The sequence below is a fragment of the Enterobacter sp. C4G1 genome, assembly GCF_052886895.1.
This window is the reverse complement of record NZ_JBQVVV010000001.1, coordinates 1,010,715-1,028,107: the sequence shown is the minus strand read 5'-3', so window position 1 is coordinate 1,028,107 and position 17,393 is coordinate 1,010,715. Positions and strand designations below refer to the sequence as shown.

Sequence of the window (17,393 nt, the reverse complement as noted above, 5' to 3'; positions counted from 1 at the left end):
TCCGTTGAGGATAAAAATAATGAACACAACAACCTGTACCCACAAAGACAACCCTAATTTCTGGATCTTCGGGCTGTTTTTCTTTCTCTATTTCTTCATTATGGCCACCTGCTTTCCGTTCCTGCCGATCTGGCTGTCGGATATCATCGGGCTGAACAAAACCCATACCGGGATTGTGTTCTCCTGCATTTCGCTTTCGGCTATCGCCTTCCAGCCGGTACTGGGGGTTATCTCAGATAAGCTGGGGCTGAAAAAACATCTGCTGTGGATTATCGCGGTGCTGCTGTTTTTATTCGCGCCGTTCTTCCTGTTCATCTTTGCGCCACTGCTTAAAGCCAATATCTGGCTGGGCGCGTTGAGCGGCGGGTTGTACATCGGATTTGTCTTCTCGGCGGGTTCAGGGGCGATTGAGGCTTACATTGAACGTGTGAGTCGCAACAGCTTCTTCGAGTACGGCAAGGCGCGCATGTTCGGCTGTCTCGGCTGGGGGCTGTGTGCCTCAACGGGGGGGATCCTGTTCGGCATCGATCCGTCGTATGTCTTCTGGATGGGGTCGGGGGCGGCTCTGCTGTTGATGCTGCTGCTGCTGGTCGCGAAGCCGAAGCCCAACCAGACGGCGCAGGTGATGAACGCCCTGGGCGCAAACCAGCCGCAGATCACCGCCAAAACCGTATTCAACCTGTTCCGTCAGCGCAGAATGTGGATGTTCATCCTGTATGTGATTGGCGTGGCCTGCGTGTATGACGTGTTCGACCAGCAGTTCGCTACCTTCTTCAAAACCTTCTTTGCCACACCGCAGGAAGGGACGCGCGCCTTTGGTTTTGCCACCACGGCAGGGGAAGTATGTAATGCCATCATCATGTTCTGTTCGCCGTGGATCATTAACCGCATCGGGGCGAAAAACACGCTACTGATTGCCGGGCTGATTATGGCGACGCGCATTATCGGTTCGTCATTTGCCACCACCGCTGTGGAAGTGATTGCCCTGAAGATGCTGCACGCGTTGGAAGTGCCGTTCCTGTTGGTGGGGGCATTCAAGTACATCACCGGGGTGTTTGATACTCGCCTGTCGGCCACTATCTACCTGATTGGCTTTCAGTTTGCGAAACAGTCGGCGGCCATTTTCCTCTCCGCCTTTGCCGGGAATATGTATGACCGGATCGGTTTCCAGGATACTTACCTGATGCTGGGCTGTTTTGTGCTGGCGATTACGGTGGTGTCGGCATTTACGCTGAGCAGCCGGCAGGAGATTGCCGCTGCCGCGGGCGCGGCAGCGTTACCCGATCAGGCCAGGTAAAATACCTCTTTCAGCCCGGCGCTGACCGGGCTGTTATCCGGGTTCGACGGCATGACGTCACCCATGAATTTCCACCAGCGCTGGCAAACGTCGGTATTCGCTACCGCGTTCCAGCGCTCTTCCGATTCAATCTCTACGGTTGCAAACAGCAGATTGCGTTCCCTGTCGAGATAAATGGCGTAGTGGTGCGCGCCGTGGCTTTTCAGCGTGGCTTCCAGCTCAGGCCAGATGGGGTTATGGCGACGCTGGTACTCTTCGTGCGCGTCCGGGTTTACCTGCATCACAAAGGCTTTGCGGATCATAATGCCTCCAGATACAACTCGCGGACTTCATCGCGGCTGGCGATGCGTGGGTTGCATGGCGCACAAGGGTCGGCGAGGGCTTTATCCAGCCAGCCTTCGATATCCGCTTTGGTCACGCCAAGCTGGCTGAAACCAGACGGGATGCCAACCCGGATGCTCAGGTCGCGGATTGCCTGGATGGCTGACTGGCTTGCCGCTTCATCGCTCATGCCGCGCGTGTCGACGCCCATCGCCTGCGCCACACGGGCAAAGCGTGCGACAGCGTGAGGGCGGTTAAAGTTTTCGATGATCGGCAGCAGGATGGCATTGCACACGCCGTGCGGCAGGTTGTGGGTTGCGCCCGGCTGGTGTGCAAGGGCATGTACCAGCCCCAGACCCGCACTGTTGAACGCCATACCCGCCAGATACTGACCAAACGCCATTTGCTCGCGCGCTTCCAGGTTATGGCCATCGTCGACCGCTTTTGGCAGCCACAGGTTGATCAGGCGAATGGCTTCCAGCGCATTGGCATCGGTCAGTGGGTGAGCGCCAACGGAGACATAGGCTTCAATGGCGTGGGTTAATGCATCCATGCCGGTAGCGGCGGTGACGGAAGCAGGAATATCGAGCATTACGCTGGCATCGTCCACGGCGATATCCGGGATGATGTTCGGGTCGATGATCACCTCTTTCACCTGGCGCGCGGAATCGATGATGACCGCGTTGCTGGTCATCTCTGCCGCCGTGCCTGCGGTGGTGTTAATCGCCACCAGCGGCACGCCCGCGTTTTTCACCTTGCCCACGCCAGAATAAGCGGTTGACGGGCCAGGGTTGGCGGTGAGGATCTTGATCGCTTTGGCGGTATCAATCGGGCTGCCACCGCCGAAGGCGATGACGTAATCACACTCCGCGTTCTGGTAAGCTGCAAAACCTTTCTGCACCAGGGCTTCCGTCGGGTTCGGGAATACCTCATCAAACAGATGGTATGACATCTGATGGGCGTCCAGCGCGGCGAACAGGCTGTCCAGCAGGCCGAGTTTCACCAGCTGGCCATCGGTGACAACCAGCGCTTTACCCCACTGTTTGTTTGCCACCAGATTTACCATATCGCCGATTGCGCCCGCGCCGTGCAGGCTGATTTTTGGAAGTGCCAACATAAAGCTCATGATAATTCTCCTTAATTACTGTGATTTTTATGTCGGGTGGCGTAGTGCCACCCGGCAATTAGATCCGTCTTCGCTGCATAATCCGGCGCGTAATAATGGGCAGTGAAATCACCACGATCAGCATCGCGCCGATAATCACCGACATCACAATGCCGGGCACGTTAAGCAAGCTCAGGCCAAAGGTCACCAGCCCCATCAGGAAGGCGGCGATAATCACGCCGACCATGCTGCCGGATCCGCCCAGAATATTGACCCCGCCGAGCACCGCCATCGTCACCACCGCCAGCTCCCAGCCCATCGCGATCGTCGGGCGGGTACTGCCCAGACGCGAGGTCAGCAGCACCGAAGCCAGGCCGGACATCAGCCCCACCAGTGCAAACAGGATCAGGTTATGGCGTTTGACGTTAATGCCCGAATACCACGCGCCGGTTGGGTTATTCCCGATGGCGTAGGTGCGACGGCCAAAGTTGGTACGGTGCAGCACAAAGGCAAACACCGCCGCGAGCACGATGAACAGGGCAAACTCAAATGACAGCGCGCCAAAGACGTAGCCTTGCCCTAACCAGGCGAAGCTGTCCGGGTAACTGTTCAGCGCCTGATCGCCGAGCAGAATGTAAGTGATACCGCGATACAGGCTCATGGTGCCGATGGTGATGACGATGGATGACAGGTTAAAGCGCGTTACCAGGATGCCGTTGAACAACCCGCACAGCAGCCCCACGCCTAATCCCACGCACACCAGCAGTGGTGTATCCACGCCCGCTGCCGCGCAAAAGCCCATTACCGTGGAGCTGAGTGCAATGGTGGAGGCCACCGACAGATCAATTTCCCGGGCGATAATCAGCATCGCCATTGGCAGCACGATGATCGCTTTTTCGGTGAAGTTGAATGTCGCATCCGAGAGGTTCCAGATGTTGAGGAAATAGGGTGAGGCGAGGGCATTCACCACAAACACCGCCAGCGTGACTGCCAGCAGAAAACCTTCCCAGCACAGCAGGCGCTGGAAAATGCCCGCCGGAGCAGGCTCGTTTTTGAACTCTTCAGAGGTCATCATTTTGCTCATGATTTTACCGCCATTTTCTGACGTGCCAGCGCGGCGTCACGCAGGATCAGGCGGCCTTTACGTTTATTGCCGCGCTCGTTAAGCAGAACCGCAATCACGATAACCGTGCCGGAAATCGCCATTTGCCAGAACGGAGAGACGCCAATCACCGGCAGGGCGTTGTTGATGACCCCGAGGAAAAGCGCGCCAAACAGACAGCCGAGCACCCGCCCGGTACCGCCCATGGTACTGATCCCGCCGATGACGCACGCCGCCACTACCTGTAACTCAAAGCCGTTGGCAACATCGACATAAGCCACCGCAAAGCGTGAAATCCACAGATAGCCGCAGAATCCGGCTAACAGCCCCGACAGGCAGAAGCTGACAAACTGCATCTTTCCGGCGTTGATCCCGGTGTAGTAGGCCGCCGTGGCGTTACCGCCTGCGGTGTAGAGCGCACGGCCCGTACGGCTGTAACGCAGGAAATAGCCCACCAGCAGCACCGCGGCGATGGCGCACCAGCTCAGCACCGGCAGCCCCAGCACCGAGGCGCGCGGCAGACCGAGAAAATCCGCCCCCATCTGGTTAGAGTTGACCCAACCGCCGCCGGAGAGCAAAAAGATTATCCCGCGGTAAATGCTCATGGTGCCCAGCGTCACGACAATCGCCGGAATGCCCAGCTTCCACACCAGCAGGCCGTTAATGACGCCCATCAGCAGGCCAAGCGCGGTGGCGAGGATCAGCAGTGTCCAGACGGGAACATCCGGGTAATGGAAGTTAATCAGCGCGACAATCATCCCGGTCAACGCAAGGTTCGCCGCCATCGACAAATCAATGCCTTTGGTCAGCAGCACCATCATCTGCCCAAGTGCGAGGATTACCAGAATGGAGGTATCGTTAAATATCTCCACCAGGTTACCCGGCGCGATAAACGACGGCACGCGGCTGCCAATGGCAATCACCATCAGAATAATGACCGCCCCCAGCAGGGCTTCACGGTGTTTAAGGAGTTGGTTCAACATTATGCCGCCTCCTGTTTTGCACCGCTGGCGGCGCTAACGATGGTTTCCGCCGTGGCAGCACCCGCCTGATATTCCGCCACCATCAGCCCTTCGTGCATGACGATTATCCTGTCCGCCATGCCCATCACTTCCGGCAGCTCTGACGACACCATAATCACCGCCAGGCCCTGCCCAACCAGTTCGGACATAAATTGATGAACCGCTGCTTTTGAGCCGATATCAATGCCTTTTGTTGGCTCATCGAGGATGATCACGTCAGGATGCGTGGCCAGCCATTTGCCGATCACTACTTTTTGTTGGTTACCGCCTGAGAGGGTTTCAACCGCCTGCTTCCAGCTAAAGGCTTTGACCTGCAAACGCTTTGCATACTCGTCTGCCAGCCGCCATTCACGGTCATCGTCCAGCACACCATTCGGGTTGAGCTTGCTGAGCTGCGGCAGGCTGATGTTCTGCGCAATAGGCAGTTCGATAATGGCGCCCTGTTTCTGACGCTCTTCCGGCACGCAGACGATACCGGCTTTGATGGCATCGGCAGGCTGGCGAAAGTGCTGTGCGTGGCCGTTCAGAACAATTTCCCCGGACGACGGCCGCGTGACGCCAGAAAGTGCCTGCATCAGTTCGGTACGCCCGGCGCCCACCAGCCCATAGAAGCCAAGAATTTCCCCTTTACGCAGGGAAAAAGTGATATTGGCGAATTCGGTCGGGTGGCACAGGTCTTTCACCTCCAGCACCGTTGCGCCTTTTTCGCAGTCGACTTTCGGGAAGGTCTGGGTAATGGCGCGCCCGACCATCATCGACACCATCCGCTCTTCGGTTATCTCGCTCATCGCCCCGGCACCCACAAAGACGCCGTCGCGCAAAATGGTGTAGTGGTCGGCAAGCTCAAAGATCTCGTCGAACTTGTGCGAAATAAACAGGATGGCTTTGCCTTCCTGCTTTAAGCGTTCAACGATTTGGTAAAACTCGAGGATTTCGTGTTGCGACAGGGCTGCCGTGGGTTCGTCGAGAATAACGACCTGCGCCTCAAACGACAGCGCACGGGCAATCGCCACCATATGACGCTGGGCGATGCTCAGGGTTTTCAGCGTAGCGCGTGGGTCGATTTGTACTTCCAGGCGGGTGAGGATGGCCTGCGCCCGGCGGTGCATCTCTGGCCAGTCGAGCTTTTTGAAAAAGCCTTTGTAGAGGTATTGCCCGACGAAAATATTTTCGGTGACCGACAGTTCATCGAACAGGACGGTTTCCTGATGAATGGCGGTGATACCAACCTTGTGCGCCGATTCCGGCGTCGGGAGCTGAATAGGGATCGCCTTATAGAGGATCTCGCCCTCTTCAGGCTGGTAAATGCCGGTCATCACTTTGACCAGCGTCGACTTGCCCGCACCGTTTTCACCAATAAGGGCGGTGACTTTGCCGGGCCAGAGCTCAAGCTGGACGTTCTCAAGGGCACGCACCCCCGGGAAAACCTTGGTGATGCCGGAAAGCTGTAGCAATGGGGTCATGATAGTTCTCCATAGTATTCCCTCTCCCCTCGGGAGAGGGCTAGGGTGAGGGGAAATGCGGCCTGATGCCCTCACCCCGACCCTCTCCCACCGGGAGAGGGGGAAAGGATCAAAAGATCTTCGAGAACTTATCAATATTGCTGGCATCGTAGACGAACGGCTCAGCCATCGCCCCGTTACCGTCGGCATCCAGCTTCACTTTGCCCAGTTTACCCATGCTGGCTTCGTCTTTCGTTGCCGTACCTTTCACCAGGTCATCCGCTAAATAGGTTGCGGCGTAGCCCAGATCGATGGGGTTCCAGATAGCAAAGCTCTTGCTGGCGCCAGATTTCACCGCGCCCGCCATTTCAGACGGCAGGCCTAATCCCGTGACGTACACTTTGCCAATCTTGCCCTGGTCTTTGACCGCCTGGGCTGCGGCCACAATGCCAACAGACGATGGCGAAACGATCACTTTCAGGTCCGGGTAGGTTTTCAGCAGACCGACCGCTTCGCGGTAGCTCTTGTCAGAGAGATCGTCGCCGTACGCCACGGTCACCAGATTGACGGACGGGTACTGCGGCAGCACCTTTTTCATCTCCGCAATCCAGGTGTTCTGGTTGGTGGAGGTTGGCGTGGCGCTCAGCACGGCCACTTCGCCTTTATCCACGTTCAGCGCTTTTAGCGCATCGGCAGCGAGCTTGACGTTGGTTTCGCCAATCAGAGCGTTGTTGGACGGGTTCAGGTGGATTTGACGCCCGGCTTTTGCCACGCCGGAATCCCAGGAAACGACTTTGATCCCACGCTGCATCGCTTTCTTCAGCACCGGAACCAGAGCGTCAGGATCGTTCGCTGAAATCGCGATCGCATCAACGCCCTGGGCGATCAGCCCGTTCAGCACTTCGATCTGCGCTTCAGCGGTGGTTGTGGTTGGGCCGGTATAAATGACTTTTACATCACCTAACTCTTTGGCTGCCTCCTGTGCGCCAACGTTCGCTGCCTCGAAGAATCCATTTCCTAATGATTTCGCCACCAGGGCGATTTTGACTTCTGCTAAAGCGGAACCGGACAACGCCAGAGCGGCAACGGTGAGGATCAAGCTTGTCTTTATTTTCATTGCTTTTACTCCACTGACTTGAGTTAGTTGTAGGGATTGCAGGTGGTTTTCGTCCCGTCTGAATCAGCGGGACGCGATGTTTTTATTGGTACAGATCTAACGCCGACTGCACCGGGCGTGTACCTGATGCAGTCGGTTCTTGCCGGGATTACTTATCCACGTTTGCTCAGAATCTCTTTCTCATACGCCCGCACGTTGTCCAGCCACTGGCTGCCCGCCGGGGCATCGTTACGCTGGCAATACATTTCCCAGACCGCCTGCCATGGCAGGGATTTCTGCTCTTCCAGCAGGGCCAGACGGGCGGTGTAGTCGCCGTTAGCTTCCAACTGTTTGAGTGCATCGGTCGGTTCCAGCAGCGCACGCAGCAGCGCTTTCTTCATGTTGCGGGTGCCGATAACCCATGCCGCGATGCGGTTGATGGAGGCATCGAAGAAGTCGAGGCCAATGTGCACGCGGTCGAACAGGTCGTGGCGAATGATTTCGCTGGCGATGGCCTGCGTTTCGTCATCCAGCAGCACGACGTGGTCGCTGTCCCAGCGTACCGGGCGGCTCACATGCAGCAGCAGGCGCGGCACGTAGAGCATGGCGGCGGAAATTTTGTCGGAGATCACCTCTGTTGGATGGAAGTGACCGGCGTCCAGGCACAGCGCGGTCTGGCGGCTGGTGGCGTAACCCATGTAGAACTCGTTAGAGCCCACGGTGTAACTTTCAGCGCCAATGCCGAACAGCTTGCTCTCTACGGCGTCGATGTGGTGCGCCGGGTTCAGTTTTTCGCTGATAGCCTCATCCAGTGCGGCCAGCAGGCGCTGACGCGGAGCCAGACGGTCAACGGTGATATCTTTCATGCCGTCCGGGATCCAGATGTTCATCACCGATGGCGTGCCAAGCTGTTCGCCGAACCAGGCCGAGACGCGGCGGCAGGCCTTCACGTGGTCGATCCAGAACTGACGAATTTCATCATCCGCATGGGCGAGGGTAAAACCGTCGGCGCTCAGCGGGTGAGAGAAGCAGGACGGGTTAAAGTCCAGCCCCAGTTTGTTGGCTTTCGCCCACTCAACCCAGTTCTTAAAGTGTTCTGGTTTGATCTCGTTACGCGCAACTGGCTCGCTTGATTCAAGGTAAATCGCATGAAGGTTCAGGCGTTTTGGCCCCGGGATCAGGCTTAGTGCCAGTTCCAGATCGGCACGCAGTTCGGTCGCGTTACGCGCTTTGCCCGGATAGTTACCGGTCGCCTGAATGCCCCCCGTCAGGGAACCGCCCGGGTTTTCGAAACCGGCGACGTCATCACCCTGCCAGCAGTGCATGGACACCGGCAGACGGTCGAGCTGGCTCAGCGCCTCTTCGACATCCACGCCAACGGCGGCGAAACGCTGTTTAGCCAGGTCCCAGGCTTGTTCAAGTTGAGTGGTCATGCGCAAAGCTCCTTAGTCAGTCGTTTTTGCTGAAACTGGGCCCGGTAGCGGGCAATTTCATTGCAGGGATTGGGTGTGAAGGTGGTCAGGCTGTAGTTCGCTGTCACCACCGAGCGGAAATCGTCAACGTTTGAAAGCTCATCCAGCGTCATCAGCTGAATGCCAATATTGCCGAGCGTGGAGGCTTCAACAGGGCCTGCCACCACGGTGATACCGCAGGCATCGGCGCAAAGCTGGTTCAGAAGCTGGTTCTGGCAGCCACCGCCCACGATGTGTAACTGGCTGAATGGCTTACCGCGAAGGTCTTCCAGCTCGCTCAGCACATCGGCATACAGCAGCGCCAGGCTGTCGAATATGCAGCGCGCCAGCTCAGCGGGGCTGGATGGCACGGCATGTCCGGCCTCAAAGCAGGCGGCCTGGATCTCCGCGCTCATGTGCGCCGGGTTAATAAAACGGTCATCGTTCGGGTTAATCAGGAAGCGACATGCAGCCAGTGCTCCGGTATCGGCGATGAGGCGCGGCAGGTCGGTAATGCTTTGCTCTTTCAGCACGCGCTGAAGCAGCCACAAACCCATGATGTTTTTCAGCACCCGATAACGGCCTTCCGCACCGCCTTCATTGGTGATGTTTGCCGCCAGAGCGGCGGTGCTGGTGTACGGCGTTTTGCTCTCAAAGCCCATCAGCGACCAGGTGCCGGAAGAGAGGTAGGCTGCGTCTTTACTGGCGAGCGGCGAGGCAATCACCGCGCTGGCGGTATCGTGGCTCGCAACGGCCACCACCGGGATTTCATTGCCCTGCGGGCATATCCACTGACCGATCACATTACCGGGATGGGTTGGCGTGCCGAACCAGGAAGCGGATGCGCCCGTCCAGTTCAGCAGATGTTCGTCCCAGTTATCGGAATTGATGTTGACCAGCTGAGTCGTGGTGGCGTTGGTGTATTCCCAGTTCATGTTGCCGGTCAGGCGGTAGCTGAAGTAATCCGGGATCAACAAGGCATGGGCGACATTCGTCACCAGCTCCGGCTGTGTGTCGACCAGGGCGCGCAGCTGGTAGAGCGTATTGAAAGGGAGGAACTGAATGCCTGAGCGGCCATAGATATTCGCCATGCCGAGTTGTTCGATGGCCTGCATCATTACACCATCGGTACGACTGTCGCGATACGAAACAGGCAGGCCAACGCGCTCGCCGTTGTGACCAAGCAGCACATAATCCACGCCCCAGGTATCAATACCGATGCTATCGATACGGATCCCGTCATCGCAGACTTTCGTCAGCCCGATGCGGATTTCGGCCTCCAGGCCATCAATATCCCAGGTGTCAAAACCATCCTGCTTTTGCAGGCAGTTAACAAAGCGGTGCATTTCACGAAGCGAAAGTGTGCGCTGGGTACAGTCATACGTGGCCAGCATTACGCGGCCGCTGGATGCGCCTAAATCGACTGCCACACAATGGCGAAATGTCATGTTCGGGTCCCTCTTTAAGTCATTGGGGATGAGTGTAAGAAAGGGAAGAAAAAGTCACCTTCTCGTTACTGACAGGCGAAAACCGGGGCTGGCAAGAAAGCAAAGATGAACGTGAGGGAGTTCACAGTTTCCAGTAATGGCGGGCTTTGCAGGCAATGTGACGCTTGCCGCATTTCCTGATCTTTCCATCTGTTTCTTGAAAAACGGACAGCTTTTGCGAGGTTTGCTGCCGAAAATTTAAGGTGAGTCTGAAGAGCCTTAATTACTATTTTGAGAACATTTCTCATCGGTGGGGGCTGCTATGACCGTACTACACAGTGTGGATTTTTTTCCTTCGGGAGGTTCGCCTGTTGCGATTGAACCACGGCTCCCACAGGCTGCATTTCCGGAGCATTATCATGATTTCCATGAAATTGTGATTGTTGAACACGGTACGGGGATCCACGTGTTTAATGGCCAGCCGTACACTATCAGCGGCGGTACGGTGTGCTTTGTGCGTGACCACGACAGACATTTGTATGAACATACGGACAACCTGTGTCTGACCAATGTGCTTTACCGGTCACCGGATGCGTTTCAGTTTCTTTCGGGGCTTAACCAGCTGCTGCCGCAGGAGAAGGACGGGCATTATCCGTCGCACTGGCGGGTGAATCAGGCCACGCTGCAACAGGTGCGCCTGCTGGTTAATCAGATGGAAAAGAGTGAAGACGGGCACGAGACGCATGTCATCGCCACCCGCGAGCTGCTGTTTATGCAGTTACTGGTACTGCTGCGCCGCAGTAGCCTGGTGGAAGGGCTGGAGAATAACGACGCGCGGCTGAATCAACTGATGGCCTGGCTGGAAGACCACTTTGCCGAGGATATCCGCTGGGAAACGCTGGCGGATGATTTCTCGTTATCGCTACGCACCCTGCATCGTCAACTCAAACATCACACCGGACTCACGCCGCAGCGCTACCTCAACCGCCTGCGCCTGATCAAAGCGCGCCACCTGCTGCGCCATACTGACGAAAGCGTTACGGATATCGCCTATCGTTGCGGTTTCGGCGACAGTAACCATTTTTCGACCTTGTTTCGCCGGGAATTTAACTGGTCGCCGCGCGATATTCGCCAGGGTAAGGACGCATCACTCCAGTAACGCGAGGGCAGTCACCGTTTTCTTGCCGCAAAAAAGCTAATAATGTCAGGTTATTCGCCGTTGAGGTTGTGGTGTGGCTGCTCAGTTAATCCTTCGCAAAAATGATTTCTTTGCCTCCGCCGGCCAGTCCGTTGCGGTGGCCGATCGCTATCCACAAAATGTTTTTGCCGAACACACGCATGAGTTTTGTGAGCTGGTGCTGGTGTGGCGGGGAAACGGCTTACACGTTCTCAACGACCGGCCTTACCGTATTACTCGCGGTGACCTGTTTTATATCCGCGCCGAAGACAAACACTCCTACGCCTCGGTAAACGATCTGGTGTTGCAGAACGTGATTTATTGCCCGGACAGACTCAAGCTCAACGTCGACTGGGCCGCGCATATCCCGGGGTTTAACGATGCCAGCAGCACGCCGCACTGGCGTTTAAGCAGCAACGGCATGACCCAGGTGCGCCAGGTGATTTCCCTGCTTGAACAGGAGAGCCAGAAGGCCGACCCGCTTGCCAACCAGATGGCGGAACTGCTTTTCGCACAGCTGGTCATGACGCTCAAACGCTATCGCTACGCCACCGATAACCCCTCCGCGAGTGAACAGGAAGCGCTGCTGGACAAGCTCATTACCACTCTTGCGGGCAGCCTGAACAAGAGCTTCGTGCTGGAGAAGTTTTGCGAACAGGAGCAGTGCAGCGAGCGCGCGCTGCGCCAGCAGTTTCGTACTCAGACGGGAATGACGGTGAACCACTATCTGCGCCAGCTGCGCATCTGTCATGCTCAGTATCTGCTACAGCATACGGAGCTGATGGTCAGTGAAGTGGCGATGCGCTGTGGCTTTGAGGACAGTAACTACTTTTCGGTGGTGTTTAACCGCGAGGTGGCGATGACGCCGGTTCAGTGGCGTCATCGCAGTCGAAAGGCGGCGTAATCAGTTCGCCATGCCGAGGCCAACGATGTTGGCGGCGATAATAATCACCACGCAGCCCAGGCTCAGTACGCCCACCGGACGACGCCCGGCATTGTTCCACTCCTTCAGGATCAAACCCACTAACCCGCCGCACAGCACGTAGAAGCTCATGTGCAGCATCCAGCTCATGTAGTCATACTGCGCCGGAATACTGGCGTGACCCCAGGCGTAGAAGAAGAACTGCAAATACCACATCAGGCCGCCGAGAGCAGAGAGCAGCACGTTGGTGATGATCAACGGTTTTGCCAGAGAGAAGTCTGCTTTTACCGACAAGTCCTTCACTTTTGCCAGACGAATGAAGCAGAAGCCCAGGTTCACCAGCGCGCCGCCGCCCATAATCACCACGTAGCTTGGCAGCGCAACGTACAGCGGGTCTACGCCCAACGCGGCAGCGGCTTCATGCATCGGTTTGGCGGCGTTCATCGCAAAGGACATACCGGCCGAAAAAATGCCGCACATCACCGCCAGCACCAGACCTTTCTTCAGGTTGAAGTCTTCGGCCTTAATGCCCATTTTGCGCTCTTTGAGTTGGCCTGCGCGGGTCACGATAGCCACGCCAATCACCGCAACCAGCACGCCAAGCAGCGTCATCTGCCCGCCCTGAGTGTGGATCAGCACATCGAAGTTGCCGTTGAGGATCGGCGTCATCAGCGTACCGACAATCAACGTAATACCGATGGCAATACCAATGCCCATCGACATGCCGAGGTAGCGCATGGTCAGGCCATAGTTGATGTTACCGATACCCCACATTGCACCGAACAGAAACACCGGCAGCAGCGTGGAGGCGTTAAAAGAAGAGTAGTAAGCCCAGAAATCGGGCAACAACATGGCGCTAATGGTCCAGGGCAGGATAAGCCACGAGACGGTACCCCCAACGGACCACATGGTTTCCCACGACCAGTGTTTAACCTTTTTAAACGGGGCATAGAAACAGGCCGCACTGGCTGCGCCTATCAGATGCCAGAAAATACCCATCGTAATCGCATGATTCATTTTTACATCCTCATCGTTTTTATATGTCGGAGGCTTCCCGCCGACTTGATGAGTGTAAAAATTAGGCGGATTGGGAACCTTCAGAAGGTTGCCGCAATTTGGTTTTAAATGGCAATTAACGCGTTAACCGCGTGAGCAGACTCACAATTTCGTGATTGATGCGAAAGACGAATAACCTTATAAAAACTACGGCATTGATAATCATTTTCAATATCATTTAATTAACTATAATGAACCAACTGCTTACGCGGCATTAACAGCTGTGCCGCCCGACACTAATGGAGAGGATTATGAGTTACACACTGCCATCCCTGCCGTATGCCTACGACGCACTGGAACCGCATTTCGACAAGCAGACGATGGAAATCCATCACACTAAACATCACCAGGCTTATGTGAACAACGCGAACGCAGCGCTGGAAAGCCTGCCAGAATTCGCAAACCTGTCTGCTGAAGAGCTGATCACCAAACTTGACCAGCTGCCAGCTGACAAGAAAACCGTTCTGCGTAACAACGCAGGTGGTCACGCTAACCACAGCCTGTTCTGGAAAGGCCTGAAAACCGGCACTACCCTGCAGGGCGACCTGAAAGCGGCTATCGAGCGTGATTTCGGCTCTGTAGACAACTTCAAAGCTGAGTTTGAAAAAGCTGCTGCTACCCGTTTCGGCTCAGGCTGGGCGTGGCTGGTACTGAAAGGCGACAAACTGGCTGTTGTCTCTACCGCAAACCAGGACTCCCCGCTGATGGGTGAAGCAATTTCTGGCGCATCCGGCTTCCCAATCGTGGGCCTGGACGTGTGGGAACACGCTTACTACCTGAAATTCCAGAACCGTCGCCCTGACTACATCAAAGCATTCTGGGATGTGGTTAACTGGGACGAAGCAGCAGCGCGTTTCGCCGCTAAAAAATAAGGTTGCATTGACGCCTGTGAGAAGCGAGTCTTATGACTCGCTTTTTTTGTATCTGTATACCCGTCATACTTCACGTTGCAGGTGCGTTGGCTGCGCTCGCTCACCCCAGTCACTTACTTGAGTAAGCTCCTGGGGATTCACTCCCTTGCCGCCTTCCTGCAACTCGAATTATTTAGGGCATATAAAGGAGCCAGGATGCACTACCCGGTGAATGTATTTACAGGCAAGGTAAGGGATTACGATGGCAGCCGCCCGAGCGCCATCGCCAAAGTACAGGTTGACGGAGAACTGACGTTAACCGATGTCGGGCTGGCGGGCGACGAGCAGGCCGAAAAGAAAATCCACGGTGGGCCTGAGCGCGCGCTGTGCCACTACCCGCGCGAACACTATCAGCACTGGATCACCGCATTCCCTGAACAGGCAGACCTGTTTGTGGCGCCGGCGTTTGGCGAGAACCTCTCGACCGAAGGGTTGACCGAGAATAACGTCTTTATCGGTGATATTTTCCGTTGGGGAGATGCCCTGATTCAGGTGACGCAACCGCGCTCGCCGTGCTTCAAACTTAATTATCATTTCGGTATCAGTGATATGTCGGCCCGTCTGCAAACGGCGGGCAAAACCGGCTGGCTGTACCGCGTGGTACTGGCAGGGCAGGTTTCTGCGGACGCGCCGCTGGAGCTGGCGTCACGCCTGAGCGATGTCTCGGTGTACGACGCCTGTGCGATTGCCTGGCATATGCCGTTTGACGATGAACAGTATCATCGCCTGCTGTCGGCGGCGGGGTTATCGACCAGCTGGACAAGAACGATGCAGAAGCGCCGCATTAGCGGTGAGATCGAGGATAATTCGCGGAGATTGTGGGGGAAATAACAGCCCCTCACCCCGGCCCTCTCCCCATAGGGGAGAAAAGACCGCACCGAGCCGTCCCCTCTCCCCTATGGGGAGAGGGTTAGGGTGAGGGGGGTTACGAACGCTTATACAGCGGCAACCACAGTGTTAACCGCAGCCCACCCAGCGGGCTGTCGTCGGCTTTCACCCAGCCACGGTGCTGCTGCATGGCGGTTTCAACAATCGCCAGACCCAGACCCGTACCGCCAGATTCACGGTCACGCGCCTCGTCGGTACGGTAGAACGGACGGAAAATCTGCTCGCGGTCTTCCGGGCTTACGCCTGGACCGTCGTCGTCGACAATGACGGTGATCCCGTCTTTATCCACCGAGAACGCCACCTCAATCTTCGTATGCGAGTAGCGCAGGGCGTTACGCACGATATTCTCCAGCGCGCTTTCCAGCGTGTTGGGGTTACCGTACAGCGGCCATGGCCCCGGCGGGAAGTTGACGGTAAAGGATTTGCCCATCTGCTCTGCTTCGAATGCGGCATTGTCTAACACTTCGTGCCACAGATGATTGGCTTTCACTGTTTCGCTGACCAACGCGTTTTTCTGCTGATTGCGTGACATCACCAGCAGGTCGTTGATCATGCTGTCCAGACGATGCGCTTCGGTTTCGATACGCTCCAGCTCTTTGCTCTCGCCGCTGCGGCGACGCAGCAGCGCGGTGCCAAGCTGGAGTCGCGTGAGCGGTGTGCGCAGCTCGTGCGAGATATCCGAAAGCAGCCGTTGCTGCGCTGTCATCATGCGCTCCAGCGCACTCACCATCTGGTTAAAACTGGCGCCTGCGGCAAGGAACTCCTGCGGCCCGGATTCCAGCTCAGGGTGCTGTCTCAGGTTGCCCTGCGCCACTTCGTCGGCGGCATTTTTCAGCTTACGCGCTGGTTTTGCCAGGCTCCACGCCAGCCAGAGCAGCAGCGGTGAACTGACCAGCATCGTGACAATCAGCAGCAGCAGCGGTCGGTCAAACAACAGGTTGATAAAGTCGGACTGGGAGTTGCTCGCAGGGCGAATCAGATAGAGCTGGTAGTTATCTTCCCCATCTCTCACGGAGAAGGGGCCAACCATTTCTACCCGACCATATTTTTTCTTCTGAGGATGATCGGCGTTATCCGCCTGGCCGATGAAGTTGCGGATAATCTGCATTTCATTGCGATCGGCCCCAATGACGCGGCCTTCGCTGGTGACCAGCAACAGACGTTGTCCGGGGGGCGCCCATTTGTCGATAGCGCGAAACAGCCTGCGCCACCACATTAAATCGTTCGGCGGATCGTTTGCCAGCTCGGCTTCTACGTGCTGCTCGATCATCACGCCCTGACGTTGCTCACTGTCGAGAAGCTCCGTCATCTGGCGTGAGTCGAGTTTTGGCAACATCAATACGAGCATTAAAACCAGTGCCAGCGTCAGCCAGAATATGGCGAAGATGCGGGCGGTTAAGCTACCTATCATGAAGCGGAAACCATCAGATAACCGCGACCACGCAGGGTTTTAAACCATGGGTGACCGTCTTTCCGTTCCGGCAGTTTACGACGCAGGTTAGAGATATGCATATCGATAGCACGGTCAAACGGCGTCAGGCGCTTGCCGAGCACTTCCTGGCTTAAATGTTCACGCGATACCACCTGGCCAAGATGCTGCGCAAGCAGATACAGCAGGGTGAACTCGGTGCCGGTCAGTTCCAGTGTCTGGCCGTCGAAGCTGGCTTCCTGGCGGCCTGGATTCAGGCTCAGGGAATCCACTTCCAGCGTTGGCGAGCTGTTGTCAGTATTCTGCTGCTGTTCGCTCCAGTGAGAACGACGCAGGATAGCGCGAATACGGGCAACCAGTTCACGGTCGTTGAACGGCTTCGGTAAATAGTCATCCGCGCCCAGCTCAAGGCCGAGTACACGGTCAAGTTCGCTGCCGCGTGCGGTCAGCATAATCACGGGGGTCTGGTGTGTCTGGCGAAGCTCTTTCAACGTATCAATGCCGTTTTTCTTCGGCATCATGACGTCGAGCAAAAGTAAATCGATGCTGTCGTCAAGGAGACTCAGCGCCTGCTCGCCATCATGGGCAACCAGAACGTTGAAACCTTCCATGTCGAGCAACTCCTTTAAAAGGGATGTGAGCTCTCGGTCATCATCAACTAACAGGATTTTATTCATTGTTTAAATACCTCCGAGGCAGAAATTACGACATCAAGGCTCTCTAATCCATGACTTTACGTTGTTTTAC

The 17,393-nt window shown here is 56.3% G+C and carries 16 protein-coding genes; 5 read left to right on the top strand and 11 right to left on the bottom strand.

Annotated features, from left to right (window positions below):
• Positions 1-19 precede the first annotated feature (19 nt).
• Positions 20-1,297: an oligosaccharide MFS transporter gene (locus ACT9TW_RS04920; protein ID WP_446491789.1), complete on the top strand. Its 1,278-nt coding sequence runs from the start codon at positions 20-22 to the stop codon at positions 1,295-1,297.
• Here ACT9TW_RS04920 and rhaM read toward each other — a convergent pair.
• From rhaM to rhaB, 8 genes are all read right to left on the bottom strand, one after another.
• Positions 1,285-1,599, bottom strand: a complete 315-nt coding sequence (gene rhaM / locus ACT9TW_RS04915; protein WP_182063019.1) for an L-rhamnose mutarotase — start codon at positions 1,597-1,599, stop codon at positions 1,285-1,287. The two genes, ACT9TW_RS04920 and rhaM, sit on opposite strands and share 13 nt — an antisense overlap.
• Positions 1,596-2,744: a lactaldehyde reductase gene (gene fucO / locus ACT9TW_RS04910; RefSeq protein ID WP_446491788.1), complete on the bottom strand. Its 1,149-nt coding sequence runs from the start codon at positions 2,742-2,744 to the stop codon at positions 1,596-1,598. Before fucO ends, rhaM begins: the two co-directional genes overlap by 4 nt.
• Before the next feature lie 58 nt (positions 2,745-2,802).
• Positions 2,803-3,807 (bottom strand): ABC transporter permease, encoded by a 1,005-nt coding sequence (locus ACT9TW_RS04905; RefSeq protein WP_446491787.1) that lies wholly within the window; start codon positions 3,805-3,807, stop codon positions 2,803-2,805.
• On the bottom strand, positions 3,804-4,808 hold the full coding sequence (locus tag ACT9TW_RS04900; RefSeq protein ID WP_182063016.1) for an ABC transporter permease: 1,005 nt from the start codon (positions 4,806-4,808) through the stop codon (positions 3,804-3,806). The genes ACT9TW_RS04905 and ACT9TW_RS04900 overlap by 4 nt, the downstream gene beginning before the upstream one ends.
• On the bottom strand, positions 4,808-6,310 hold the full coding sequence (locus ACT9TW_RS04895) for a sugar ABC transporter ATP-binding protein (protein ID WP_446491786.1): 1,503 nt from the start codon (positions 6,308-6,310) through the stop codon (positions 4,808-4,810). Before ACT9TW_RS04895 ends, ACT9TW_RS04900 begins: the two co-directional genes overlap by 1 nt.
• Before the next feature lie 109 nt (positions 6,311-6,419).
• Positions 6,420-7,406 carry a rhamnose ABC transporter substrate-binding protein gene (gene rhaS / locus ACT9TW_RS04890; protein ID WP_166718514.1) on the bottom strand — a complete coding sequence of 329 codons (987 nt, stop codon included), beginning with the start codon at positions 7,404-7,406 and terminating at the stop codon, positions 6,420-6,422.
• Positions 7,407-7,558: 152 nt separating this feature from the next.
• Positions 7,559-8,818 carry an L-rhamnose isomerase gene (gene rhaA, locus ACT9TW_RS04885; protein ID WP_182063014.1) on the bottom strand — a complete coding sequence of 420 codons (1,260 nt, stop codon included), beginning with the start codon at positions 8,816-8,818 and terminating at the stop codon, positions 7,559-7,561.
• Complete coding sequence (gene rhaB / locus ACT9TW_RS04880; RefSeq protein WP_446491785.1) at positions 8,815-10,284, bottom strand: rhamnulokinase; 1,470 nt, start codon at positions 10,282-10,284, stop codon at positions 8,815-8,817. The genes rhaA and rhaB overlap by 4 nt, the downstream gene beginning before the upstream one ends.
• Before the next feature lie 301 nt (positions 10,285-10,585).
• On the opposite strand from rhaB, the gene rhaS (ACT9TW_RS04875) reads away from it, so the two are divergent.
• Positions 10,586-11,422: an HTH-type transcriptional activator RhaS gene (gene rhaS, locus ACT9TW_RS04875; protein WP_182063012.1), complete on the top strand. Its 837-nt coding sequence runs from the start codon at positions 10,586-10,588 to the stop codon at positions 11,420-11,422.
• A 73-nt stretch (positions 11,423-11,495) separates the two neighbouring features.
• Complete coding sequence (gene rhaR, locus ACT9TW_RS04870) at positions 11,496-12,344, top strand: HTH-type transcriptional activator RhaR (protein WP_446491784.1); 849 nt, start codon at positions 11,496-11,498, stop codon at positions 12,342-12,344.
• Here rhaR and rhaT read toward each other — a convergent pair whose 3' ends face one another.
• Positions 12,345-13,379 (bottom strand): L-rhamnose/proton symporter RhaT, encoded by a 1,035-nt coding sequence (gene rhaT / locus ACT9TW_RS04865; RefSeq protein WP_446491783.1) that lies wholly within the window; start codon positions 13,377-13,379, stop codon positions 12,345-12,347.
• Positions 13,380-13,669: 290 nt separating this feature from the next.
• Here rhaT and sodA point away from each other — a divergent pair, with 290 nt between their 5' ends.
• Complete coding sequence (gene sodA, locus ACT9TW_RS04860) at positions 13,670-14,290, top strand: superoxide dismutase [Mn] (RefSeq protein WP_182063009.1); 621 nt, start codon at positions 13,670-13,672, stop codon at positions 14,288-14,290.
• A gap of 195 nt (positions 14,291-14,485) precedes the next feature.
• Positions 14,486-15,160, top strand: a complete 675-nt coding sequence (gene yiiM, locus ACT9TW_RS04855; RefSeq protein ID WP_182063008.1) for a 6-hydroxyaminopurine reductase — start codon at positions 14,486-14,488, stop codon at positions 15,158-15,160.
• A gap of 94 nt (positions 15,161-15,254) precedes the next feature.
• On the opposite strand, the gene cpxA is transcribed toward yiiM, so the two are convergent.
• Complete coding sequence (gene cpxA / locus ACT9TW_RS04850) at positions 15,255-16,628, bottom strand: envelope stress sensor histidine kinase CpxA (protein ID WP_014072363.1); 1,374 nt, start codon at positions 16,626-16,628, stop codon at positions 15,255-15,257.
• A complete protein-coding gene (gene cpxR / locus ACT9TW_RS04845) occupies positions 16,625-17,323 on the bottom strand; it encodes an envelope stress response regulator transcription factor CpxR (protein ID WP_006179159.1) in 699 nt (232 codons plus the stop codon). The genes cpxA and cpxR overlap by 4 nt, the downstream gene beginning before the upstream one ends.
• Positions 17,324-17,393 lie beyond the last annotated feature (70 nt).